Below are 20572 nucleotides of genomic sequence, written 5' to 3'. Positions count from 1 at the left end.
AACTTTCTTTCCCCATTAGATGGTATCATTCGCGGCTAATTCAAGGTGAGGATGGAAAGATTAATGACCAGTCGCACACTTTTGCTCTCTTTATTGGTTGAGTTGCAAGCGGAGCTGAAAACCGTCGCACTGTGGCAAGAACGCATGCCGCCCGCCAAGGCGTTGCAAAGTGTTGAACCTTTTTCTCTGGATACTTTGGCCCCAGAGCAATGGTTACAGTGGATTTTTATCCCGCGAATGCAGGCGCTGCTCGATGCACAAAGCGCGACGCCAACGGGTTTTGCTATCACCCCTTATTTTGAACAGGTGTGGCAAGCGCAGCCAGAGCACAATCGAGTGATTGACGTACTGAGAAAAATTGATGAGGTAAGCTGTTAATGTTGGAGATAATTTATCAGGACGAGCACTTTGTGGCGGTTAACAAACCCGCAGGTATGTTGGTGCATCGTAGTTGGCTGGATAAGCATGAGACGCAATTTGTCATGCAGACACTGCGTGATCAACTGGGTCAGCATGTGTTTCCGTTGCATCGTCTTGATCGCCCAACATCGGGGGTATTGATGTTTGCTTTATCCTCTGAAGTAGCCTCGCAGGTGATGCCGATGTTTGCCGGACAAGCAATGGAGAAAACTTACCATGCGATTGTGCGCGGTTGGATTGAGGAAGGGGGCGAGCTCGATTACCCACTCAAAGTCGAGCTGGACAAAATTGCCGATAAGTTTGCCTCTCAAGAAAAAGAAGCGCAGGAAGCGATTACACACTATCAGCCGCTGTGCCGTGTTGAGGTGCCTTATTCGACCGGAAAATTCCCCACTACGCGTTATTGCTTGATGGCGTTAAAACCGAAGACAGGGCGCAAGCATCAACTGAGACGCCATATGGCGCACTTGCGTCATCCGATCGTCGGTGACACTACCCACGGTGATGGCAAGCACAACAAGCTGTTTCGCGAGGAATTTGCAGCGCCAAGGTTGTTATTGCACGCTTCAGAGCTGCGTTTTGTCCATCCGTTTACTCAGCAAATGGTGGTGATTCGCGCGGGCGTTGACGCGGTGTGGAAGCAGCTATTTGCTCGATTTGAATGGGATTTAGCCACGCTTAGCTAGGCTCAGCAAGGCAAACAAGGGTTGAACAGCCAACCCTTGCCAATGGCGGGTTACTTTAACTTCTCTAAGTCGGCTTCGATTTCGGCAATCTTGCTTGATACGACTTTTTCTAAGTGTTTGAGGTCGGTTAGGATTTTCTGCTTAATGTCGGTTTCGCTCTGCTTCGGCGGTTTGGTGATGCGATTTAATTCGTCGATCACCAGCGTCAAATTACGGTTGATCTCCGTCACCTCTTTATATTGGTGACTCCCGCTATCCACTAGCACATTTTTTATCTGGCGCGGGTATTTAAACTTAACGCTCTTGGCGAACAGTTCCCCTTTTTGCTTGTGAAAATAGATCTTGAGTACGTCTTTGTGAGCTTCTTGACGCAGTGAATAACGTTCAATTTGATTTGGATCGTGAATACCTAATCCGGTGAGGTGTGGATACATAGGCGACCTCTGTTGATGTATGACTGACAAGCTTCAATGTAGCAGCCAGTGCATAGAGTAGATAGCTGATATCTCACCAAATTGTTTAACTTGTGGACAAGATCGCGCTCGCTTGAGGATGAACGCTTCCCGCTGTTTATGCGACGGGAAGCGTATGGTTGCAACTGTTTAAGGTGCGAGCTCGGCAATATTTTGCACCAGTTTCTCGCGCAGTAGTTGCTCCTGCTCTTCGTTGAGTCGACTACCCAAATCGCCGGTAAGGATAAATAAATCTTCCGCTCGCTCGCCAATGGTGGTGATTTTCGCCCCGTGCAGATTAAAGCCCATGTCGGCAAAGGTTGCGCCAACCACAGCCAGTAACCCGGGGGTATCGAGTGCCACCAACTCCATTAAGGTGCGTTTTTTACTCTTGGTCGGTAGAAAATCGACTTTGGTTTTGACTTTAAAATGTTGCAACTTGTGCGGTATGCGGCGGGTTTTGATCTTAGTCGGCCGTCCGTCAGTCAGTACATGAGTGAGATGTTTGACCACAGCTTTGTGACGGTTTTCGTCCACCGCTTCGCCGTTTTGATCCAGTACCATAAAGGTATCAAGTACATAGCCATCTTTGCTGCTCATGATTTGCGCGTCATGCACGTTAAAGTTGCGTCTATCCAGCTCGGCCACCACAGTGGCAAACAGGGCATGTTGGTCTTTGGTATACACAAACACTTCCGTGCCGCCGCGGGTGGCTTTTTTACTCATCAGCACCAAGGGTTGCTCGGGGTCTTCCATACGTAAAATATGCTCGCAATGCCAAGCGATCTGCTGATGGGTGTGGCGCAAAAAGTAGTCCGCTTTGAAACGTTGCCACAGCACTTCGATTTCACGCGCACTGAAGCCTTCTTTGCGCAGCAAGGCTGAAGCGAGTTGCTGATTGTGACGAATACGCTCGCGTACATCGACTGGATTTTCTAATCCACGACGCAAAGCTCTTTGGGTGGAGTAAAACAGTTCGGCAAGCAGAGTACGCTTCCAACTGTTCCACAGCTCAGGATTGGTGGCGCAGATATCCGCGACTGTCAGACACACCAGATATTCCAAGCGTTCTTCATCACGCACTTGTTTGGCGAATTCGGTGATCACGTCTGGATCATAAATGTCACGACGCTGTGCGGTGACGGACATCAGTAGGTGATTACGTACTAACCAAGCGACTAGCTTGGCCTCTGGTTTGGACAAGCCGTGTTCAATACAGAACTCGTAGGATTCGGTTTCACCAATTTCAGAGTGATCGCCGCCGCGCCCTTTACCGATGTCGTGGAAAATCGCTGCGAGAATCAGTAGCTCTTTTTTCTGTAGTCTTGGGTATATTTCACAGCAGATCGGATGCTTTTCGTGATTTTTGGCGTAGCCGAAGGTATTGATGTGGTTAAGCAGGCGAATACTGTGCTCATCCACGGTGTAAACGTGGAACAGGTCAAACTGCATCTGCCCGACGATCTGGCTCCACTGCGGTAAATAAGCGGCAAGCACGCCGAGTTTGTGCATCAAACTAAAGGCACGGTGCAGCGCGTTGGGGTGGCGCACCAGTTCCATGAACTTCTCTCTAGCTTCGGGTAAGGTGTGGAGAAACTTGTTCAGGCGGCGTCTGGCGGTGCGCAGTTGGCGCAACGTCGGAGGGCTGACGCTATCAATGGTGGAGTCGTTGGCGATGTGCAAAAACATGTCGAGAATGGTTTCTGGACGGGCTTGGAACAACGCCGGTTTGCGCGCTTCAATCAAGCGTCCGCGGCGCTGAAAATCTTCATCAATAATGATGGCAGGTTCTGTCTCGCCACCGTTGATGATCGCTTGATCAAACAGTTTGAGCAGCATTTTATTGAGTTCAGCGACACGACGCAGCGTGCGGTAGAACTCTTTCATCATCATTTCTACACCGCGATTGCCTTCGCCGTGAAAACCTAAATGCTCGGCCACTTGCGCCTGATGCGCAAATGTCAGACGGTTGTCGTAACGTCTCAGTTCAATGTGCAGCGCAAAGCGCACACGCCAGAGAAAGTCCTGACATTCCACCAGTTCACGATATTCCGCATCGGTGAGGAAACCATAGCGGCTCATCTCAAGCAAAGAGGTCGCACCAAAATGGCGGCGCGCGACCCAACTGAGGGTATGAATATCACGCAGTCCGCCAGGGGTAGATTTGATGTCTGGTTCGAGATTATAGGTGGTGTCGTGGTAGCGGGCATGCCGCTCACGCTGTTCTTGGATTTTCGCTTGGTAAAAGGTTTCGCTCGGCCAGAAAGAGTCCGACAGGACGACTTTTTTCAACGCTTGAAAGGTATTCTCACACCCACAAACGAGGCGTGCTTCTTGTAGGTTGGTGGCCACGGTGAGGTCTTCTCGGCCAACATTGGCACACTCTACAACCGTGCGCACTGCATGGCCCACTTCCAAGCGCAAGTCCCACAGCAGGGTGATGAACTCGCTCACTTTGCTTTCAAGTTCGCGAGGAAGCTTATGTTGGGACAGCACCAGAATATCGATATCCGATAAGGGATGGAGTTCGCCTCGTCCATATCCGCCAACGGCCACCAAAGCGATGTTGTGAATATTGGCAAAACCGTAGTAGCGCCACAAGCGAGTCAGCAGTAGATCCATGTATTCTGCTCTGGCGAGGACCAGATCGGTGACCGGATGGTGGTTGAGAAAGGCGTGCTTTTGCGCTTCGGCAAACTGCTCGAGCTGGTTTTTTAAATCCGGCACCACCAGTTGTTCGTCACTGAAGGCTAAAGGAGAGTTAAAAGGCATACTGTGCTGTCCGTGCAATCATAATCTGCAGGAGACTGTAACAGAGTTGCGGACGATAAAAAATATCCCCGCGAGGCGGGGATATTGAGAGATCAGACGTTTTTCATCAAACGTGGAATGGTTTCTTCGCTACGTAAAGTGAGCACTTCACAGCCTTCTTTGGTCACCACAATGGTGTGTTCCCACTGCGCCGAATTTTTGCCATCGCCAGTGTAGACTGTCCAGTCGTCTTGTGCATCGACAGTACAACCAAACTTTCCTGCGTTAATCATCGGTTCAATAGTGAAACACATCCCTTCTTTGAGTACGCGGCGGTCACTGTTGCGATAGTGCACAACTTGAGGCTCTTCGTGGAACTCATCGCCAATGCCGTGACCACAGAAATCTTTGACAATAGAGAACTTGTTACGTGGATTGTTCTTGTTGTTGTCTTTAATGTACTTCTCAATCGCTGTGCCGATATCACCGACCGTTGCGCCAGGTTTCACTTGACGCATTCCCACGTACAGCGCTTCTTGAGCAACCATACATAGACGTTTGTTGGCTGGTGAAACCTCACCGACTAGGAACATTTTCGATGTATCACCGTGGAAACCTTGTGGTCGAACAGAGAGATCCGCCTTTTCATCGTCAGGAACGATGACGGTAATGTCGACGTTGAGGATGTCCCCGTTTTTCAGCACAGCAGGTTTTAGTTGACCGTTACTACCAATCTCATCTTTGCTGGCTGGAATACCGTGACAAACGATGTGATTGATGGAGGTACAAATGGATTTAGGAAAACCGTGATAGTTCAAAGGGGCTGAATACGCGCCTTTTTCTGTCGCATAGTCGTGGCAAATCTGATTGAGTTCGTCGGTGGTCACGCCTTCTTTAATATGAGGTTCGATCATTTCCAAAATTTCAGCGGCCAGCGCACCTGCAAGTCGCATGCGCTCAATCTGTTGTGCGGTTTTGATTTTAATTGACATTGGCTTTCTCTACTTAAATTCGCAAGCACGGTTATGTGCCGATGGCGTATTCTATCAGGAACAAATGAGAATGTGTATTTGTTGAACTGGCGCATGGGGCGTTGATAAAGCGCAACAGGATTTGCAGTATGGAGTTCGACTCTCGGGGCTAGCCAATTTTTTTTTGCCATAGATAGGCAAAATATGGTATAAAGCGCGCCGGAAATGAAGTCCGTTCTCTTCGAATCTGCGATTTGCGTTCGGCGAAGCGGGGTTTTTCCACTAAACTTTTTTTGTTAAATCACACACATTCCGACACATGTTCCGGGGTGCCCTCCAAGTTAGGGTCGGATGCATGGGGGATGTGGAGGCCTAACCCCATAGAGGATTATATAATGGCAACTGTATCAATGCGCGATATGCTGAAAGCTGGTGTTCACTTCGGTCACCAAACTCGTTACTGGAACCCAAAAATGAAGCCATTCATTTTCGGCGCACGTAACCGCGTTCACATCATCAACCTAGAAAAAACCGTACCTATGTTCAACGAAGCACTAGCTGAGCTAGTAAAAGTTGGCGAGAAAAAAGGTAAAGTTCTTTTCGTAGGTACTAAACGCGCTGCATCTGAAGCTGTTAAAGAAGCTGCTATCGCTAGCAACCAGTACTACGTAAACAACCGTTGGTTGGGTGGTATGCTGACTAACTACAAAACTGTACGTCAGTCAATCAAGCGTCTGAAAGAGCTAGAAGTTCAATCAACTGACGGTACTTTCGACAAACTAACTAAGAAAGAAGCTCTAATGCGTACTCGCGAAATGGAGAAGCTTGAGAAATCTCTTGGTGGTATCAAAGACATGGGCGGTCTACCAGACGCTCTATTCGTAATCGACGCTGATCACGAGCACATCGCAATCAAAGAAGCGAACAACCTGGGTATTCCAGTATACGCAGTAGTAGATACTAACTCTAGCCCAGACGGCGTTGACTACATCATCCCAGGCAACGACGACGCAATCCGTGCAGTTCAACTATACCTAAACGCAGCGGCAACTTCTCTTACTGAAGGCCGTAACAAAGACGTTGTAGCAGTAGCTGAAAAAGACGGTTTTGTAGAAGCTGAATAATAGCGGCTCTGTGTCACACTTGGCCTGTTTGCAACCTGTTTGTAGCACAGGCTAAGTTATAGTTAGCATCGGGGGCCGAAAAGTAGGCCCCTGATTTTTACCGTATCCAGAATTAACTGAGGAATAGAGAATGGCTGTTACTGCTGCTCTAGTAAAAGAACTGCGCGAACGTACTGGCGCAGGTATGATGGAATGTAAGAAGGCGCTTGTTGAGACTGACGGCGACATCGAACTAGCGATTGAAAACATGCGCAAATCTGGCGCTGCAAAAGCGGCTAAAAAAGCGGGCAACGTTGCAGCTGAAGGCGCAATTTTCATCAAAGACGAAAACGGTGTTGCAGTACTTCTTGAAGTTAACTGTCAAACTGACTTCGTTGCTAAAGATGGTAACTTCACTGCATTCGCAGACAAAGTTGCAGTTGAAGCGCTGGCATCTAAAGCGTCTATCGAAGAGCTACAAGCTAAATTCGAAGAAGAGCGTGTTGCTCTAGTTGCTAAGATCGGTGAAAACATCAACATCCGTCGCGTTCAGTACGTTCAAGGTACTGCAATTGCTTCTTACCGTCACGGCGAGAAAATCGGTGTTGTTGTTGCTGGTGAAGGCGACGCAGAAACTCTGAAACACATCGCAATGCACGTAGCAGCATCTCGTCCTGAGTACGTAAATCCAGAAGACGTACCAGCTGACGTAGTAGCGAAAGAGCGTGAAGTTCAAGTTGAAATCGCGATGAACGAAGGCAAGCCTAAAGAAATCGCTGAGAAGATGGTTGAAGGTCGCATGAAGAAATTCACTGGCGAAGTTTCACTAACTGGTCAGCCTTTCGTTATGGAACCTAAGAAAACGGTTGCTGAGATCCTAAAAGAGCGCGGCGCATCAGTTTCTACTTTCGTTCGTCTAGAAGTGGGTGAAGGCATCGAAAAAGCTGAAGGCCTAAGCTTCGCTGAAGAAGTAGCACTGGCTCAGAAAGGTTAATCCTTAGAGATTTGTGCAAAGATTAGACCGTGGCCATGGCTGCGGTCTTTTTACGAATAAACGGCCCATTTATTAGCCGTCATGAATTGGGATTGCTCACTGACGATGTAAAGTAACAGTGAGTGGTCAAGCGAAGAATGAAATTGGTGTCTAGACACTCAATCTCAACCCATGACTGTTAATCGACAACTCTCTTTTGGAAGGTAAACTCCATGACTACGAACCCAAAACCAGCGTATCAACGTATTCTGTTAAAACTGAGTGGTGAAGCTCTGCAAGGCTCTGAAGGTTTCGGTATTGATCCTGCAGTTTTGGATCGTATGGCGCAGGAAGTCAAAGAACTGGTTGAACTGGGTGTGCAAGTCGGCGTGGTGATCGGTGGCGGCAACCTGTTCCGTGGTGCTGGCCTTGCTGAAGCAGGCATGAACCGTGTTGTGGGCGACCACATGGGCATGCTGGCAACGGTAATGAATGGTCTAGCGATGCGTGATGCACTGCACCGCGCCTATGTAAACGCTCGCGTGATGTCTGCCATCCCACTCAAAGGAGTGTGTGATGACTATAATTGGGCAGACGCGATTCGCGAACTGCGTCAAGGTCGCGTGGTGATTTTCTCTGCCGGTACGGGCAACCCATTCTTTACTACCGATTCTGCAGCATGTTTGCGTGGTATCGAAATTGAAGCTGATGTGGTGCTTAAAGCGACGAAAGTGGATGGCGTCTTCAGTGCAGACCCGGTAGCCAATCCAGACGCAGAGCTGTATGATAAACTGGCTTACGCTGATGTTCTTGATAAAGAACTAAAAGTGATGGATTTAGCCGCATTTACTCTGGCTCGCGATCACAAAATGCCTATCCGTGTATTTAATATGAATAAGCCAGGCGCTCTACGTCGCGTGGTGATGGGTGAAGCAGAAGGTACGCTGATTAGCTAGTAAACCTGAGTTGGCGTCATTCGTGTGTCGGATGGCGTTTCGCTTTACTGAACCCTTGTAAGCTTTCTTCAGGAAAGATGACATTTTTTTAAGGTGAAACCGTGATTAACGAAATCAAAAAAGACGCGCAAGAGCGCATGGAAAAAAGTGTTGAAGCGCTGAAAAATACTCTGTCTAAAGTTCGTACGGGTCGTGCGCATCCAAGCCTACTTTCTGGCATCTCTGTCGATTATTACGGTGCTCCGACACCACTTAACCAAGTGGCTAACGTAGTTGCTGAAGATGCTCGTACTCTGGCGATCACGGTTTTTGATAGAGAACTGACGCAGAAAGTCGAAAAAGCGATCATGATGTCTGATCTGGGTCTAAACCCAATGTCAGCCGGCACCATCATCCGTGTTCCACTGCCACCGCTAACGGAAGAGCGCCGTCGTGACTTGGTTAAGATCGTTCGCGGTGAAGCGGAAGGTGGTCGTGTTGCGGTACGTAATATTCGTCGCGATGCGAACGGCGATCTTAAAGCGCTACTAAAAGATAAAGAAATCTCTGAAGATGAAGAGCGTAAAGCACAAGACGAGATTCAAAAGCTGACCGATGCCGCAGTGAAGAAGATCGATGATGTTCTTGCTGCCAAAGAAAAAGAGTTAATGGAAGTTTAATACTTCCGTTTACATCACTGTTGGAAAACGCTGTGCTCGCAGCACAGCGTTTTTTTGTGTTACCCTGTCCAACTGATGGAACTCGACTAATTCTCTATGCAAAATTCTCAACTCTTCGTGGAATCTCTTCCAAAGCATATTGCCATCATCATGGACGGTAATGGTCGCTGGGCCAAGTCCAAAGGTCAACCACGCGTTTTTGGTCATAAAAAAGGCGTCAGTGCTGTACGCAAAACCATCGCGGCGGCCTCTAAGCTCAATATTCAAGCTATTACACTTTTTGCTTTCAGTAGTGAGAACTGGCGTCGTCCCGAAGACGAAGTCGGCTTACTGATGGAGCTTTTTATCACTGTGCTCTCCAGTGAAGTAAAGAAGTTACATAAGAATAACCTACGTTTACGCATCATCGGCGATACCAGTCGTTTTAGTGAACGACTACAAAAGAAAATTGCCGAGGCGGAGACACTCACCGCAAGCAACACTGGGATGATGATTAATGTTGCCGCGAATTATGGCGGTAAGTGGGATATCGTTCAGGCGGTGCAAAAACTCGCGCAACAGGTCGAGCAAGGAAAGCTAGGAGCCAGCGATATTGATGAGGATAAAATTGCTCAGCATCTGACGATGGCTGATTTACCGGATGTCGATCTTCTGATTCGCACGAGCGGTGAATGCCGCATCAGCAACTTTATGCTTTGGCAAATGGCCTACGCAGAAATGTACTTTACGCCGGTCTATTGGCCGGACTTCGGTGAAGATAGCCTCGTGGAGGCGATCACTTGGTTTGTTAATCGTGAGCGACGTTTCGGTTGCACGGGAGAACAAATCAAAGCCCTGATGAGTACACAATAAGGATCATTCAGTTTGAAACAAAGAATAATAACCGCACTCATTCTTGCACCTTTGGTCATTTTAGGGATTTTTCAGTTATCTCTGCCGTTATTTATCGTCGCGCTAACCTTAGTGCTACTCGCTGGTTTTTGGGAGTGGACACAATTTGTCGATACTGGCTCTCGTGTGAAAGCGATGATCCCAGCAGTCATTGCCACCGTGGCAAGTTTTTTTCTCATCTCTCCCGAATCGGTCAGTCTTAACCATATTGGTTGGCCGCATCTGCTGATACTGAGTGCGGGCACAACATGGTGGCTCTATGCCAGTGTGCTTGCGATTACTTACCCCAAGTCGACACAAACTTGGCAAGGCAGTAAGCCACTGCGCCATTTATTTGGCTTTCTCACTCTGATCCCCTTTTTATGGAGTGTGATTATTTTGCGCGCGAGTGAGATAGATACTTCTCCGTACCATGGTGCGAAGCTAGTGATGTTCGTCTGCTTGTTGGTCTGGGCAGCAGATAGTGGTGCCTACTTTGCTGGTAAAAGTATGGGTAAGCGTAAAATGGCGCCCAATGTGAGCCCCAACAAAACGATTGAGGGTTTAATTGGTGGCATTGTGACCGCGATCGTGGTCGGCTGGGTATTTTCCAAACTGTTTGACATCCACTTTGCCAGCCCGATGCACATGATTTTAATTACCTTTGCCACAGTGGTGATTTCCGTATTGGGTGATTTAGTGGAAAGTATGTTTAAGCGTGAGTCTGGAATCAAAGACAGCAGCAATATGATCCCAGGTCATGGTGGAATTTTGGATCGCATTGACAGCTTAACGGCAGCGTTTCCTATCTTCGCCCTTCTTTATCTCTTGTTCTGATTTTTAAGGGGGAGATGAGGCATTTCCCCTTTGCTTCTTTATTCGGTCAACAGTTATGCAAAAGCTAACGATTCTTGGTGCAACAGGCTCAATTGGAGCCAGCACACTAAAAGTGGTGGAACAAAACCCAGAACACTTTACTGTGGTCGCTCTAGCTGCGGGTTCCAATGTGGAAAAAATGCAGCAGCTTTGCGAAAAATGGCAACCGCAGTATGCAGTAATGGCTTCGGCGGAAGCGGCGCAGCGTTTACAGCGCTTACTGGTCAGTTCGTCGCCGCAGACCCGGGTTTTAGTTGGGGAAGAAGCGATGTGTTACGTGGCATCGCTTGATGAAGTCGACTGCGTGATGGCTGCGATTGTCGGAGCTGCCGGTTTGTTGCCAACGATGGCTGCCGTTCAAGCGGGTAAGCGCATTCTGCTGGCGAACAAAGAAGCGCTGGTGATGTCCGGGCAACTCTTTATCGATGAAGTCGCCAAATCGGGCGCACAATTGCTACCAGTCGACAGTGAACACAATGCGATTTTTCAGTGTTTGCCACAGGCAGTACAAACTAATTTGGGCCGCTGCGATCTCGCTATGCACGGCATTCGCCACATTCTACTCACGGGTTCCGGTGGTCCATTTCGTTATACCGATGTAGCCGCCTTAGAAAACGTGACCCCAGAGCAGGCGATTGCTCACCCTAATTGGTCTATGGGGCGAAAAATCTCGGTCGATTCCGCCACCATGATGAACAAAGGGTTGGAATACATTGAGGCCAAGTGGCTGTTTAATGCCAGCAAAGAGCAGCTTAAAGTGATCATTCACCCCCAATCAGTGATTCACTCCATGGTGCAGTACATCGATGGTTCGGTACTGGCGCAGATGGGAGAACCTGATATGGTGACCCCAATCGCGTTGACGCTATCCTATCCTGAGCGTATTCCAACTAACGTTAAACCATTGGATTTTAGTCAAGTCGGTGAGCTAACGTTCATTCAGCCCGACTTTGCCCGTTATCCTTGTCTTGAATTGGCGATGGATGCGTGCTATCTCGGCCAGCAGGCGACCACGGCGCTCAATGCCGCCAACGAAGTCACCGTGCAAGCCTTCTTAGAACATCAGCTTAAGTTTACAGACATTGCTCGTATTAACGAGCGAGTACTCAACCGCATTTGCCAACAGAGTTCGGCGCATCATGTGGATAACTTGGAAAGCTTGCTTGAGCTGGATAAAATAGCCAGAACCTTTGCCGTTGAAGCCATTAGAGAGTGTATACGATGACGGATATTGTATGGAATTTAGCCTCTTTTATTGTTGCCCTGGGCATTTTGGTGGCAGTGCATGAATTTGGCCATTTTTGGGTGGCACGTCGCTGTGGCGTGAAGGTGGAGAAGTTCTCCATTGGCTTTGGCAAGTCAATTTGGAGTAAAACCGGTCAAGATGGCACCGAGTATAGCATTGCTATTATTCCGCTTGGTGGTTATGTCAAAATGCTTGATGGCCGAGTTGATGAGATTGAGGATGCAGAGAAACAGTTTGCCTTTGATCGCAAGCCGTTGTGGAAACGCACGGCGATTGTCTCTGCTGGTCCAATCTTTAATTTTCTGTTCGCTATTTTTGCCTATTGGCTGGTTTTTTTGATTGGCGTACCTGCGGTTAAGCCGGTGGTTGGTCAGGTAACCGCCAGTTCTATTGTCGCTCAGGCAGGAATTGAGTCAGGCATGGAACTTAAAGCGGTTTCCGGTATCAAAACACCCGATTGGGAATCAGTTAACATGCAGTTAATTTCTCATATTGGCGATTCCAGTATGACATTGACGGTATCGCCAGCCGACGAAGTTGGCTTTGAGCGTACCCTTGTTGTCGATATCCGAAACTGGGAATTTGATCCAGAGAACGAATCGGCGATGCAATCTCTTGGCTTTAAACCTTACACCCCAGAGATAATGACCCGTCTGGCGAATGTATCTCAGGGGAGTGCGGGTGAGCGAGCTGGGCTACAAATTGGTGATAAGTTTATTGCGATAAATGGTCAAGCGATCACATCTTGGGAACAAGTGGTGAACTGGGTGCGTAGTAATCCAGGCCAAGCCATTGAGGTTGACGTGGAGCGCAATGGCGGCACGCAACGTCTCACCATGACGCCGGATAGCCGAGAGAGCAAAAGTGGTGAATCGATCGGCTTTGCAGGGATTGCTCCTGAAGTCGCACAATGGCCAGAAAGTTATCGCTTCGATTTGCAATTTGGTGTATTCGAGTCTTTCGGCAAAGCCGTAGAGAAAACGGGCCAGGTGCTTGACTTGACGGTCAGTATGTTGAAAAAGCTGATCACGGGTGATGTGGGGCTGAATAATCTGAGCGGGCCGATTTCCATCGCTAAAGGCGCTGGGGCGACCGCCGATTACGGTTTGGTCTATTTCCTCGGATTTTTGGCGCTGATCAGTGTCAACTTGGGCATTATTAACTTGGTGCCTCTGCCGATGTTGGACGGTGGGCACCTGCTGTTTTTCGCCATTGAAGCCATCATCCGTCGCCCTGTTCCTGAAAAAGTGCAGGAAATAGGATACCGTATCGGTGCGGCGGTGATTTTTTCGCTCATGGCGTTAGCCTTATTTAACGATTTTACGCGTCTGTGATGGTTCAGAGACAAAGAGCAGTAGCAAGGAACAATTAGAACAATTATGGCGATCAAGCAAATTCTGTTCGCAACATTATTGGCCACCAGCGTATCCGCGAACGGCGCCCAAAACTTTGTTGTACAAGACATTAAAATTGAAGGTTTACAACGTGTTGCACTGGGTGCGGCACTACTGAAAATGCCAGTCCGTGTGGGTGACACGCTAGAACAGCAAGATGTCGCCGGCATCATCCGTGCGCTTTACGCTTCCGGCAACTTTGAAGATGTGAAAGTGCTGCGTGATGGCAATGTACTGGTTGTGCAAGTGAAAGAACGCCCAACCATTGCCAGCATCTCTTTTTCTGGCAACAAAGCGATCAAAGAAGAGCAACTTAAGCAAAACCTTGATGCGTCTGGCATTCGTGCTGGTGAAGCGCTTGACCGCACCACGTTAAGTAACATTGAAAAAGGGCTGGAAGATTTTTACTACAGCGTCGGTAAATACAACGCTTCGGTTAAAGCGGTCGTCACGCCCCTGCCTCGAAATCGCGCAGACCTGAAGTTTGTCTTCAGTGAAGGCGTGTCTGCCAAAATTCAGCAGATCAATTTTATCGGCAACGAAGTGTTTTCTGATGAAACCCTGTTGTCGCGTTTTAACTTGAACGTGGATGTGCCTTGGTGGAATTTCCTCGCTGACGAGAAGTACCAAAAGCAGGTGCTTGCAGGCGATATTGAAGCGCTGAGAACTTATTACTTGGATCGCGGTTATCTCAAGTTTGCCATCGATTCCACCCAAGTTTCTATCTCTCCCGATAAAAAAGGCGTGTACATCACGTTGGGCCTTAAAGAGGGTGAGCCTTACTCAGTGAAAGAGGTGAACTTTCGTGGTGAACTGATTGGTAAAGAAGAGGAGTTCAAAGCGCTAGTGCCATTTGAATCGGGTGAAACCTACAACGGTTCTATGGTCACTACGTTGGAAGAAAACATCAAACGTGTGTTGGGTGAAGCGGGCTACGCCTACCCGAAAGTCAGCACCATCCCTGAGTTTGACGACGAAAACAAGCAAGTCTCTCTGGTCATCCATGTTGAAGCGGGTAATCGAATCTATGTGCGTGACATTCGTTTTACGGGTAACAACTCCACACGTGACGAAGTGCTGCGTCGTGAGATGCGCCAGATGGAAGGCAGTTGGCTCAACTCCAAAGCGATTGAAACGGGTAAGAGCCGATTGAATCGTCTTGGTTTCTTTGAAACCGTGGACGTGCAAACTGTGCGTGTTCCTGGCAGTGACGATCAGGTGGATTTGGTTTACAACGTCAAAGAGGCCAACTCAGGAAGCGTCAACTTTGGTGTGGGCTTTGGTACGGAATCCGGCGTCAGTTTCCAAGTTGGTCTACAGCAAGACAACTTCCTTGGTTCCGGCAACCGCGTTGGCATCAGCGCGATGACCAACAAGTACCAGAAGAACATCAGCTTGGATTATCGCGACCCTTACTGGAACCTAGATGGTGTCAGCTTAGGGGGGAAAGTTTTTTACAACGAATTTGAAGCGTCTGAAGCGGGTATCGTTGACTACACCAACCAAAGTTACGGGGCCAACTTAACTTGGGGCTTCCCGTTTGATGAACTCAACCGCTTCGAACTTGGTGTGGGCTATACCCACAACAAGATCGGTAACTTGTCGCCTTACTTGCAAGTGGAGCAGTTCCTGCAAGCGCAAGAGTCGAACATAGATTCAAGTGGGGCACTCAATACCAACGATTTTGACATTACACTGTCGTGGACGCGCAATAACCTCAACCGTACCTACTTCCCAACGGCGGGGAACCATCAGCGCGCGTTTTACAAAATGACCGTTCCGGGCTCTGACGTGCAGTACTTTAAGATGCAGTACGACGTGAGACAGTACATTCCATTGACCAAAAAACACGAGTTCAGCCTGCTGCTGCGCGGACGTTTAGGTTATGGTAACGGCTATGGGACAACCAATGGCAACGACAACCTGTTCCCGTTTTATGAGAACTACTACGCCGGCGGTTTTACCACGTTGCGGGGTTTTGGTTCCAACTCAGCCGGTCCGAAGGCGGTTTATCGTGATTACAGCGGTTCAAACAACGGCTCTGATACCGCGACTAATGATTCGGTCGGCGGCAACGCCATTGCACTGGCAAGTGTCGAGTTGATTGTACCCACGCCATTTGCCTCGGACGAAGCACGCAGCCAAGTTCGTACTAGTCTGTTCTTTGATATGGCGAGCGTATGGGATACCGAGTTTGATTACCGCAGTTCAGGTGCGGATTACGGTAACCAGTATTACTACGACTACTCAGATCCGACTCAGTACCGTTCATCTTATGGTGTCGCGTTGCAGTGGATGTCACCGATGGGACCACTGGTCTTCTCCTTGGCTAAACCTGTTAAAATTTACGAAGGTGACGACGAAGAATTCTTCACTTTCACAATCGGCAGAACCTTCTAAACAGAGGATATAATTTTGAAAAACATGATCAAAGCGGCTGGAGTTAGCCTTCTACTTCTGAGTTCTTCTATGTTTGCCAATGCGGCAGAAGCAGCGCAAAAGATCGCTTACATCAATACCGCTCAGGTATTCCAAGCTTTGCCGCAGCGTGAAGTGGTGCTACAGAAATTGCAGGAAGAGTTCAAAGATAAAGCGGCAGAGCTACAAGCGATCCAAGCGGAAGCAAAAATTAAAATTGAAAAATTGAAACGTGACGGTGAACTGCTTGGCCAAGACGAAGTGGAAAAACTGCGCATTGAAATTGGCCAGCTCGACAGCAAATATAAAATTAAAGCGCAGGCTTTAGAGCAAGCAAGCGCTCGCCGTGAAGCGGAAGAGAAGCAGAAGCTATTTAAAGTGATTCAGGATGCGGTGAAAGCCGTGTCTGAAAAAGAAGGCTATGATTTAGTGATTGATACCACAGCGCTTCAATATGGTAACCCTGAGTACAACATCTCAGAGAAAGTGATTAAAGCAATCAAATAATAATCGTTATGAAGACACTGACATTAGCTGAATTAGCAACAATAACCGGGGGAGAGTTACACGGCGATGCAACGGCAACCGTATCGCAGGTAACTCCAATGGATAAGGCGCAAGAAGGGGATGTGACCTTTCTGTCGAATCCGAAATACGCCAAACACTTAGCTGACTGCCGTGCCACGCTGGTCATGGTTAAAGCCGATCAACTTATGCATTGCAGTGGCAATGCGCTGGTGGTGAATGATCCTTATGTCGCTTTTGCTAAAGTGGCACAAGCATTAGATACCACACCAAAACCCGCGGAGGGTATCGCGCCATCAGCGGTGATAGCGGCTGATGCTAAACTCGGGCAAAACGTTGCCGTGGGGGCCAACGCTGTGATCGAAAGCGGCGTTGAACTTGGCGACAACGTCATTATTGGTGCTGGCTGTTTTATTGGCAAAAACGCCAAGTTAGGCAACAATACTAAGCTTTGGGCTAATGTCACTATTTATCATCAAGTGCAAATCGGTACAGACTGCCTGATTCAATCGGGGTCGGTGATTGGATCGGATGGTTTTGGCTATGCCAATGATAAGGGTGAGTGGATCAAAATTCCTCAGCTTGGCACCGTTCGCATTGGTAACCGGGTAGAGATCGGCGCTTGTACTACCATAGATCGTGGCGCGCTCGACGATACGGTGATTGAAGATAACGTCATCTTAGATAACCAGTTGCAAATCGCGCACAACGTGCACATCGGATATGGTACCGTCATGCCGGGTGGTACAGTCGTCGCTGGCAGTACTCAGATTGGTAAGTACTGCGCTATTGGTGGCGCTTCCGTTATCAATGGACATATTTCCATCGCCGATGGTGTCACAATTACTGGCATGGGCATGGTGATGCGCAGTATTGATGAAAAAGGCATGTACTCGTCTGGCATCCCGCTTCAAACCAACAAAGAGTGGCGAAAAACCGCCGCTCGTGTTCATCGCATTGATGAGATGAACAAGCGTTTGAAAGTGGTTGAAAAGCGCCTTGGCGAGCAAGAGAAAGCAGAATAATTAAGTGATTTCTCTGTAAAGACTCGCGAACTGCGAGTCTTTTTCTTCTATAATGGCGCGCTATATATACAGTATTGATATAGGAATAAGACTTTGACTACTGAAAAGAGAACGATGAATATCACTGAAATTCAGGCGCTTTTACCTCATCGCTACCCATTCTTGATGATTGACCGTGTTATCGACTTCCAGGAAGAAAAATATCTTCACGCTATCAAGAACGTTTCGGTAAACGAACCTCAGTTTACAGGTCATTTTCCTCAACTTCCGGTTTTTCCAGGCGTGTTGATTCTGGAGGCCATGGCTCAGGCAACTGGCCTGCTGGCCTTTAAATCATTTGGTGCTCCGTCTGAAAATGAGTTGTACTACTTTGCCAGCGTCGATGGCGCCAAGTTCCGCAAACCCGTTCTTCCAGGTGATCAACTCATCATTGAAGTGGAGTTCTTAAAAGAGCGCCGTGGCATTGCTGCCTTTACGGGTGTTGCAAAAGTCGACGGAGACGTGGTTTGTTCCGCAGAACTGAAGTGTGCGCGTAGAGAGTTTTAATATGATTGATGCAACGGCACAAATCCACCCAACCGCAGTGATTGAAGCAGGCGCTGTTATTGGCGCGAATGTTAAAATTGGTCCATTTTGCTACGTAGACAGTAAAGTGGAAATTGGTGAGGGCACGGAACTACTTTCTCATGTGGTAGTGAAAGGCCCAACCAAGATTGGTAAAGACAACCGTATTTTCCAGTTTGCTTCTATTGGTGAAGCTTGCCAAGATCTGAAATACGCTGGTGAAGACACCCAACTGATTATCGGCGATCGCAACACCATCCGTGAAAGTGTGACCATGCATCGTGGAACGGTTCAGGACAAAGGCATTACCATTGTCGGCAGTGACAACCTGTTTATGATTAACGCCCACGTGGCGCACGATTGTGTGATTGGCGACCGTTGTATCTTCGCCAACAACGCGACGCTGGCAGGTCACGTGAACATCGGCAACCAAGCCATCATCGGCGGTATGTCAGCGATTCACCAGTTCTGCCATATTGGCGATCACTGTATGCTGGGCGGTGGCTCTATCGTCGTACAGGATGTACCGCCTTATGTGATGGCGCAGGGCAACCACTGTGCACCTTTTGGCATTAACGTTGAAGGGTTAAAGCGCCGTGGTTTCGAGAAGAAAGAGATCTTGGCGATTCGTCGTGCATACAAAGCGCTTTACCGCAGTGGTTTAACGCTCGAAGCGGCCAAAGAAGAGATTGCCAAAGATGTAGAGGAATTTCCAGCGGTGGCTCTGTTCCTTGATTTCTTGGAAAAGTCGCAGCGTGGCATTATTCGCTAATTACGCCTTGTTGCAATAATGATTAAAAGATCGCCGTCTGAGATGGCGGTCTTTTTGCGTTTTTAGCGTTCGATAAAAAGAAGGTGAGCAAACATGCTAAACAAGCCACTTCGAATTGGTATCGTTGCGGGCGAACTGTCCGGAGATACCTTGGGTGAAGGCTTTATTCAAGCAGTGAAAGCGCGCTACCCGAATGCCGAGTTTGTCGGCATCGGTGGACCAAAAATGATCGCGCAAGGCTGTCAGTCGCTGTTCGACATGGAAGAGCTGGCGGTCATGGGGTTGGTCGAGGTACTGGGTCGATTGCCACGTCTGCTCAAAGTGAAAGCTGAACTGGTTCGCCACTTCACGCAAAATCCACCGGATGTGTTTGTTGGCATTGACGCGCCTGATTTTAATCTGCGCCTAGAGCTTGATCTCAAGAATGCAGGCATCAAAACCGTGCACTATGTCAGCCCATCCGTCTGGGCATGGCGGCAAAAACGCATCTCCAAAATTGCCGCCGCCACTCATCTGGTGCTGGCTTTTCTACCATTTGAAAAAGCGTTTTACGACAAATTCGATGTGCCTTGTGAGTTTATCGGCCACACGCTGGCGGATGCGATCCCCCTTGAGTCTGAGCCAGTGCCTGCCAGAGCACTGCTTGGTCTTGAGCAAGAGAAAAAATGGTTGGCGGTACTTCCCGGCAGCCGTGGCAGCGAGCTGAAAATGTTGGCGCCGACCTTTATCGAAACCTGTAAATTGCTGCATCAACAATATCCTGAACTCGGTTTTGTGGTAGCGCTCGTCAACCAAAAACGCCGCCAGCAGTTTGAGCAAGCATGGCAGCAATATGCGCCGGAACTGGAGTTCAAGCTAGTCGATGATACCGCGCGCAACGTCATCACCGCCGCGGATGCCGTGCTGTTGGCTTCGGGGACCGTTGCACTCGAATGCATGTTACTCAAACGGCCAATGGTGGTGGGTTACCGCGTGAATGCATTGACGGCCTTTTTAGCCAAACGTCTGCTTAAAACGAAGTATGTCTCACTGCCGAATATTTTAGCTGGTGAATCGCTAGTCAAAGAATATTTGCAAGATGACTGTACGCCGCAAAATCTCTTTGCGGAAGTCTCGCGCTTACTTGAAGGCAACAATCAATCGATGCTGAACAAGTTTACCGAAATGCACCATTGGATTCGCAAAGACGCGGATCAGCAAGCCGCCAACGCGGTGTTGAACCTGATTGAGAATAGAGATTAAACATGGCGGTTAAAGCGAAAGCCACCAAGGCAAAAGTAGAATTTCCACCGTTCGAATACCCAGCAGGCTATCAGTATGTGGCGGGGGTGGACGAAGTGGGCCGCGGTCCATTAGTGGGAGATGTCGTCACCGCGGCGGTCATTTTAGACCCGAACAATCCGATTGCAGGGCTCAACGATTCAAAAAAACTGAGTGAAAAAAAACGCTTAGCCTTGTTTCCTGAGATCAAGGAGAAAGCACTCGCTTGGGCGGTTGGCCGCTGTACGCCAGAAGAAATTGACCAGCTCAACATCTTGCAAGCCACCATGGTGGCGATGCAGCGTGCGGTTGCCGGTTTAGCCGTGACGCCCGATTTGGTGCTGATTGACGGCAACCGTTGTCCTTCCCTTTCTATGGATAGTCAGGCCGTCGTCAAAGGCGATTTGCGTGTTGCTGAAATCAGTGCTGCATCGATCATCGCTAAAGTGGTGCGCGACCAAGAGATGGAAGCGCTCGACAAGCTGCATCCTGAATTTGGTTTCGCCCAGCACAAGGGCTATCCAACGGCTGCCCATTTTGCGGCCATCGAGCAGCACGGTGTGATTGCGCAGCATCGAAAAAGTTTTTCCCCAGTGAGAAAAGCGCTCGAAAAGAAGCAGTGAAGAGAGTTGGTGGGTGGTAAACTCGCGC

At 48.6% G+C, this 20572-nt stretch carries 20 protein-coding genes; 17 read left to right on the top strand and 3 right to left on the bottom strand.

Translation table 11 applies throughout. The annotated features are described in order from the left end of the window. Positions 1–63: 63 nt before the first annotated feature. Together I3X05_RS12460 and truC are read left to right on the top strand one after the other, a co-directional pair. Positions 64–378, top strand: a complete 315-nt coding sequence (locus tag I3X05_RS12460; protein WP_045570234.1) for a YqcC family protein — start codon at positions 64–66, stop codon at positions 376–378. Beyond that, on the top strand, positions 378–1106 hold the full coding sequence (gene truC, locus I3X05_RS12455) for a tRNA pseudouridine(65) synthase TruC (protein ID WP_337970754.1): 729 nt from the start codon (positions 378–380) through the stop codon (positions 1104–1106). Before I3X05_RS12460 ends, truC begins: the two co-directional genes overlap by 1 nt. A 50-nt stretch (positions 1107–1156) precedes the next feature. Here truC and I3X05_RS12450 read toward each other — a convergent pair whose 3' ends face one another. The 3 genes from I3X05_RS12450 to map all read right to left on the bottom strand — a co-directional run bounded on the left by I3X05_RS12450 (position 1157) and on the right by map (position 5301). Then, entirely contained in the window at positions 1157–1540 is a 384-nt protein-coding gene (locus I3X05_RS12450; RefSeq protein ID WP_337970753.1) for a DUF3461 family protein, read from the bottom strand. Between the two features lie 168 nt (positions 1541–1708). Then, complete coding sequence (gene glnD, locus I3X05_RS12445) at positions 1709–4330, bottom strand: bifunctional uridylyltransferase/uridylyl-removing protein GlnD (protein WP_337970752.1); 2622 nt, start codon at positions 4328–4330, stop codon at positions 1709–1711. 92 nt (positions 4331–4422) lie between these two features. Then, entirely contained in the window at positions 4423–5301 is an 879-nt protein-coding gene (gene map / locus I3X05_RS12440) for a type I methionyl aminopeptidase (protein ID WP_039430297.1), read from the bottom strand. Between the two features lie 374 nt (positions 5302–5675). Between map and rpsB the strand changes: the two genes are divergently transcribed. The 15 genes from rpsB to rnhB all read left to right on the top strand — a co-directional run bounded on the left by rpsB (position 5676) and on the right by rnhB (position 20544). Next, positions 5676–6404, top strand: a complete 729-nt coding sequence (rpsB, locus tag I3X05_RS12435) for a 30S ribosomal protein S2 (protein ID WP_045570230.1) — start codon at positions 5676–5678, stop codon at positions 6402–6404. 130 nt (positions 6405–6534) lie between these two features. Next, entirely contained in the window at positions 6535–7377 is an 843-nt protein-coding gene (gene tsf / locus I3X05_RS12430; RefSeq protein WP_039433451.1) for a translation elongation factor Ts, read from the top strand. A 212-nt stretch (positions 7378–7589) separates the two neighbouring features. Then, on the top strand, positions 7590–8312 hold the full coding sequence (gene pyrH, locus I3X05_RS12425) for a UMP kinase (protein WP_039430292.1): 723 nt from the start codon (positions 7590–7592) through the stop codon (positions 8310–8312). Between the two features lie 101 nt (positions 8313–8413). Beyond that, entirely contained in the window at positions 8414–8971 is a 558-nt protein-coding gene (gene frr, locus I3X05_RS12420) for a ribosome recycling factor (RefSeq protein ID WP_039430291.1), read from the top strand. 96 nt (positions 8972–9067) lie between these two features. Next, the gene (locus I3X05_RS12415; RefSeq protein WP_045570229.1) at positions 9068–9823 is read left to right on the top strand and encodes an isoprenyl transferase; all 756 of its coding nucleotides are present in this window, start codon (positions 9068–9070) and stop codon (positions 9821–9823) included. Between the two features lie 12 nt (positions 9824–9835). Continuing rightward, the gene (locus tag I3X05_RS12410; RefSeq protein WP_045570228.1) at positions 9836–10678 is read left to right on the top strand and encodes a phosphatidate cytidylyltransferase; all 843 of its coding nucleotides are present in this window, start codon (positions 9836–9838) and stop codon (positions 10676–10678) included. Between the two features lie 55 nt (positions 10679–10733). Beyond that, on the top strand, positions 10734–11942 hold the full coding sequence (gene ispC / locus I3X05_RS12405) for a 1-deoxy-D-xylulose-5-phosphate reductoisomerase (protein WP_045570227.1): 1209 nt from the start codon (positions 10734–10736) through the stop codon (positions 11940–11942). Then, complete coding sequence (rseP, locus tag I3X05_RS12400) at positions 11939–13297, top strand: sigma E protease regulator RseP (RefSeq protein ID WP_337970751.1); 1359 nt, start codon at positions 11939–11941, stop codon at positions 13295–13297. Before ispC ends, rseP begins: the two co-directional genes overlap by 4 nt. A 45-nt stretch (positions 13298–13342) precedes the next feature. Continuing rightward, positions 13343–15757, top strand: coding sequence for an outer membrane protein assembly factor BamA (bamA, locus tag I3X05_RS12395; protein WP_193167496.1), 2415 nt, complete (start codon positions 13343–13345; stop codon positions 15755–15757). Between the two features lie 15 nt (positions 15758–15772). Next, complete coding sequence (locus tag I3X05_RS12390) at positions 15773–16282, top strand: OmpH family outer membrane protein (RefSeq protein ID WP_045570224.1); 510 nt, start codon at positions 15773–15775, stop codon at positions 16280–16282. An 8-nt stretch (positions 16283–16290) separates the two neighbouring features. Further along, entirely contained in the window at positions 16291–17325 is a 1035-nt protein-coding gene (gene lpxD, locus I3X05_RS12385) for a UDP-3-O-(3-hydroxymyristoyl)glucosamine N-acyltransferase (RefSeq protein ID WP_045570223.1), read from the top strand. Between the two features lie 93 nt (positions 17326–17418). After that, entirely contained in the window at positions 17419–17871 is a 453-nt protein-coding gene (gene fabZ, locus I3X05_RS12380) for a 3-hydroxyacyl-ACP dehydratase FabZ (RefSeq protein ID WP_082069656.1), read from the top strand. Between the two features lies 1 nt (position 17872). After that, positions 17873–18661 (top strand): acyl-ACP--UDP-N-acetylglucosamine O-acyltransferase, encoded by a 789-nt coding sequence (lpxA, locus tag I3X05_RS12375; protein ID WP_045570221.1) that lies wholly within the window; start codon positions 17873–17875, stop codon positions 18659–18661. Between the two features lie 93 nt (positions 18662–18754). Beyond that, the gene (gene lpxB / locus I3X05_RS12370; RefSeq protein ID WP_193167497.1) at positions 18755–19903 is read left to right on the top strand and encodes a lipid-A-disaccharide synthase; all 1149 of its coding nucleotides are present in this window, start codon (positions 18755–18757) and stop codon (positions 19901–19903) included. Between the two features lie 2 nt (positions 19904–19905). Continuing rightward, positions 19906–20544: a ribonuclease HII gene (gene rnhB, locus I3X05_RS12365; RefSeq protein ID WP_193157832.1), complete on the top strand. Its 639-nt coding sequence runs from the start codon at positions 19906–19908 to the stop codon at positions 20542–20544. Positions 20545–20572: the final 28 nt, after the last annotated feature.

The sequence above is a fragment of the Vibrio navarrensis genome, from assembly GCF_015767675.1.
Classification (GTDB): domain Bacteria; phylum Pseudomonadota; class Gammaproteobacteria; order Enterobacterales; family Vibrionaceae; genus Vibrio.
The sequence above is the reverse complement of the archived record's forward strand: the minus strand, read 5'-3'. Positions and strand labels throughout refer to the sequence as shown.

Bases quoted from the DNA above. Each gene is read 5' to 3' on its own strand.
- I3X05_RS12460 (WP_045570234.1), top strand. From the start codon at position 64: ATGACCAGTCGCACACTTTTGCTCTCTTTATTGGTTGAGTTGCAAGCG.
- truC (WP_337970754.1), top strand. From the start codon at position 378: ATGTTGGAGATAATTTATCAGGACGAGCACTTTGTGGCGGTTAACAAA.
- I3X05_RS12450 (WP_337970753.1), bottom strand. From the start codon at position 1,540: ATGTATCCACACCTCACCGGATTAGGTATTCACGATCCAAATCAAATT.
- glnD (WP_337970752.1), bottom strand. From the start codon at position 4,330: ATGCCTTTTAACTCTCCTTTAGCCTTCAGTGACGAACAACTGGTGGTG.
- map (WP_039430297.1), bottom strand. From the start codon at position 5,301: ATGTCAATTAAAATCAAAACCGCACAACAGATTGAGCGCATGCGACTT.
- rpsB (WP_045570230.1), top strand. From the start codon at position 5,676: ATGGCAACTGTATCAATGCGCGATATGCTGAAAGCTGGTGTTCACTTC.
- tsf (WP_039433451.1), top strand. From the start codon at position 6,535: ATGGCTGTTACTGCTGCTCTAGTAAAAGAACTGCGCGAACGTACTGGC.
- pyrH (WP_039430292.1), top strand. From the start codon at position 7,590: ATGACTACGAACCCAAAACCAGCGTATCAACGTATTCTGTTAAAACTG.
- I3X05_RS12415 (WP_045570229.1), top strand. From the start codon at position 9,068: ATGCAAAATTCTCAACTCTTCGTGGAATCTCTTCCAAAGCATATTGCC.
- ispC (WP_045570227.1), top strand. From the start codon at position 10,734: ATGCAAAAGCTAACGATTCTTGGTGCAACAGGCTCAATTGGAGCCAGC.
- rseP (WP_337970751.1), top strand. From the start codon at position 11,939: ATGACGGATATTGTATGGAATTTAGCCTCTTTTATTGTTGCCCTGGGC.
- bamA (WP_193167496.1), top strand. From the start codon at position 13,343: ATGGCGATCAAGCAAATTCTGTTCGCAACATTATTGGCCACCAGCGTA.
- lpxD (WP_045570223.1), top strand. From the start codon at position 16,291: ATGAAGACACTGACATTAGCTGAATTAGCAACAATAACCGGGGGAGAG.
- lpxA (WP_045570221.1), top strand. From the start codon at position 17,873: ATGATTGATGCAACGGCACAAATCCACCCAACCGCAGTGATTGAAGCA.
- lpxB (WP_193167497.1), top strand. From the start codon at position 18,755: ATGCTAAACAAGCCACTTCGAATTGGTATCGTTGCGGGCGAACTGTCC.
- rnhB (WP_193157832.1), top strand. From the start codon at position 19,906: ATGGCGGTTAAAGCGAAAGCCACCAAGGCAAAAGTAGAATTTCCACCG.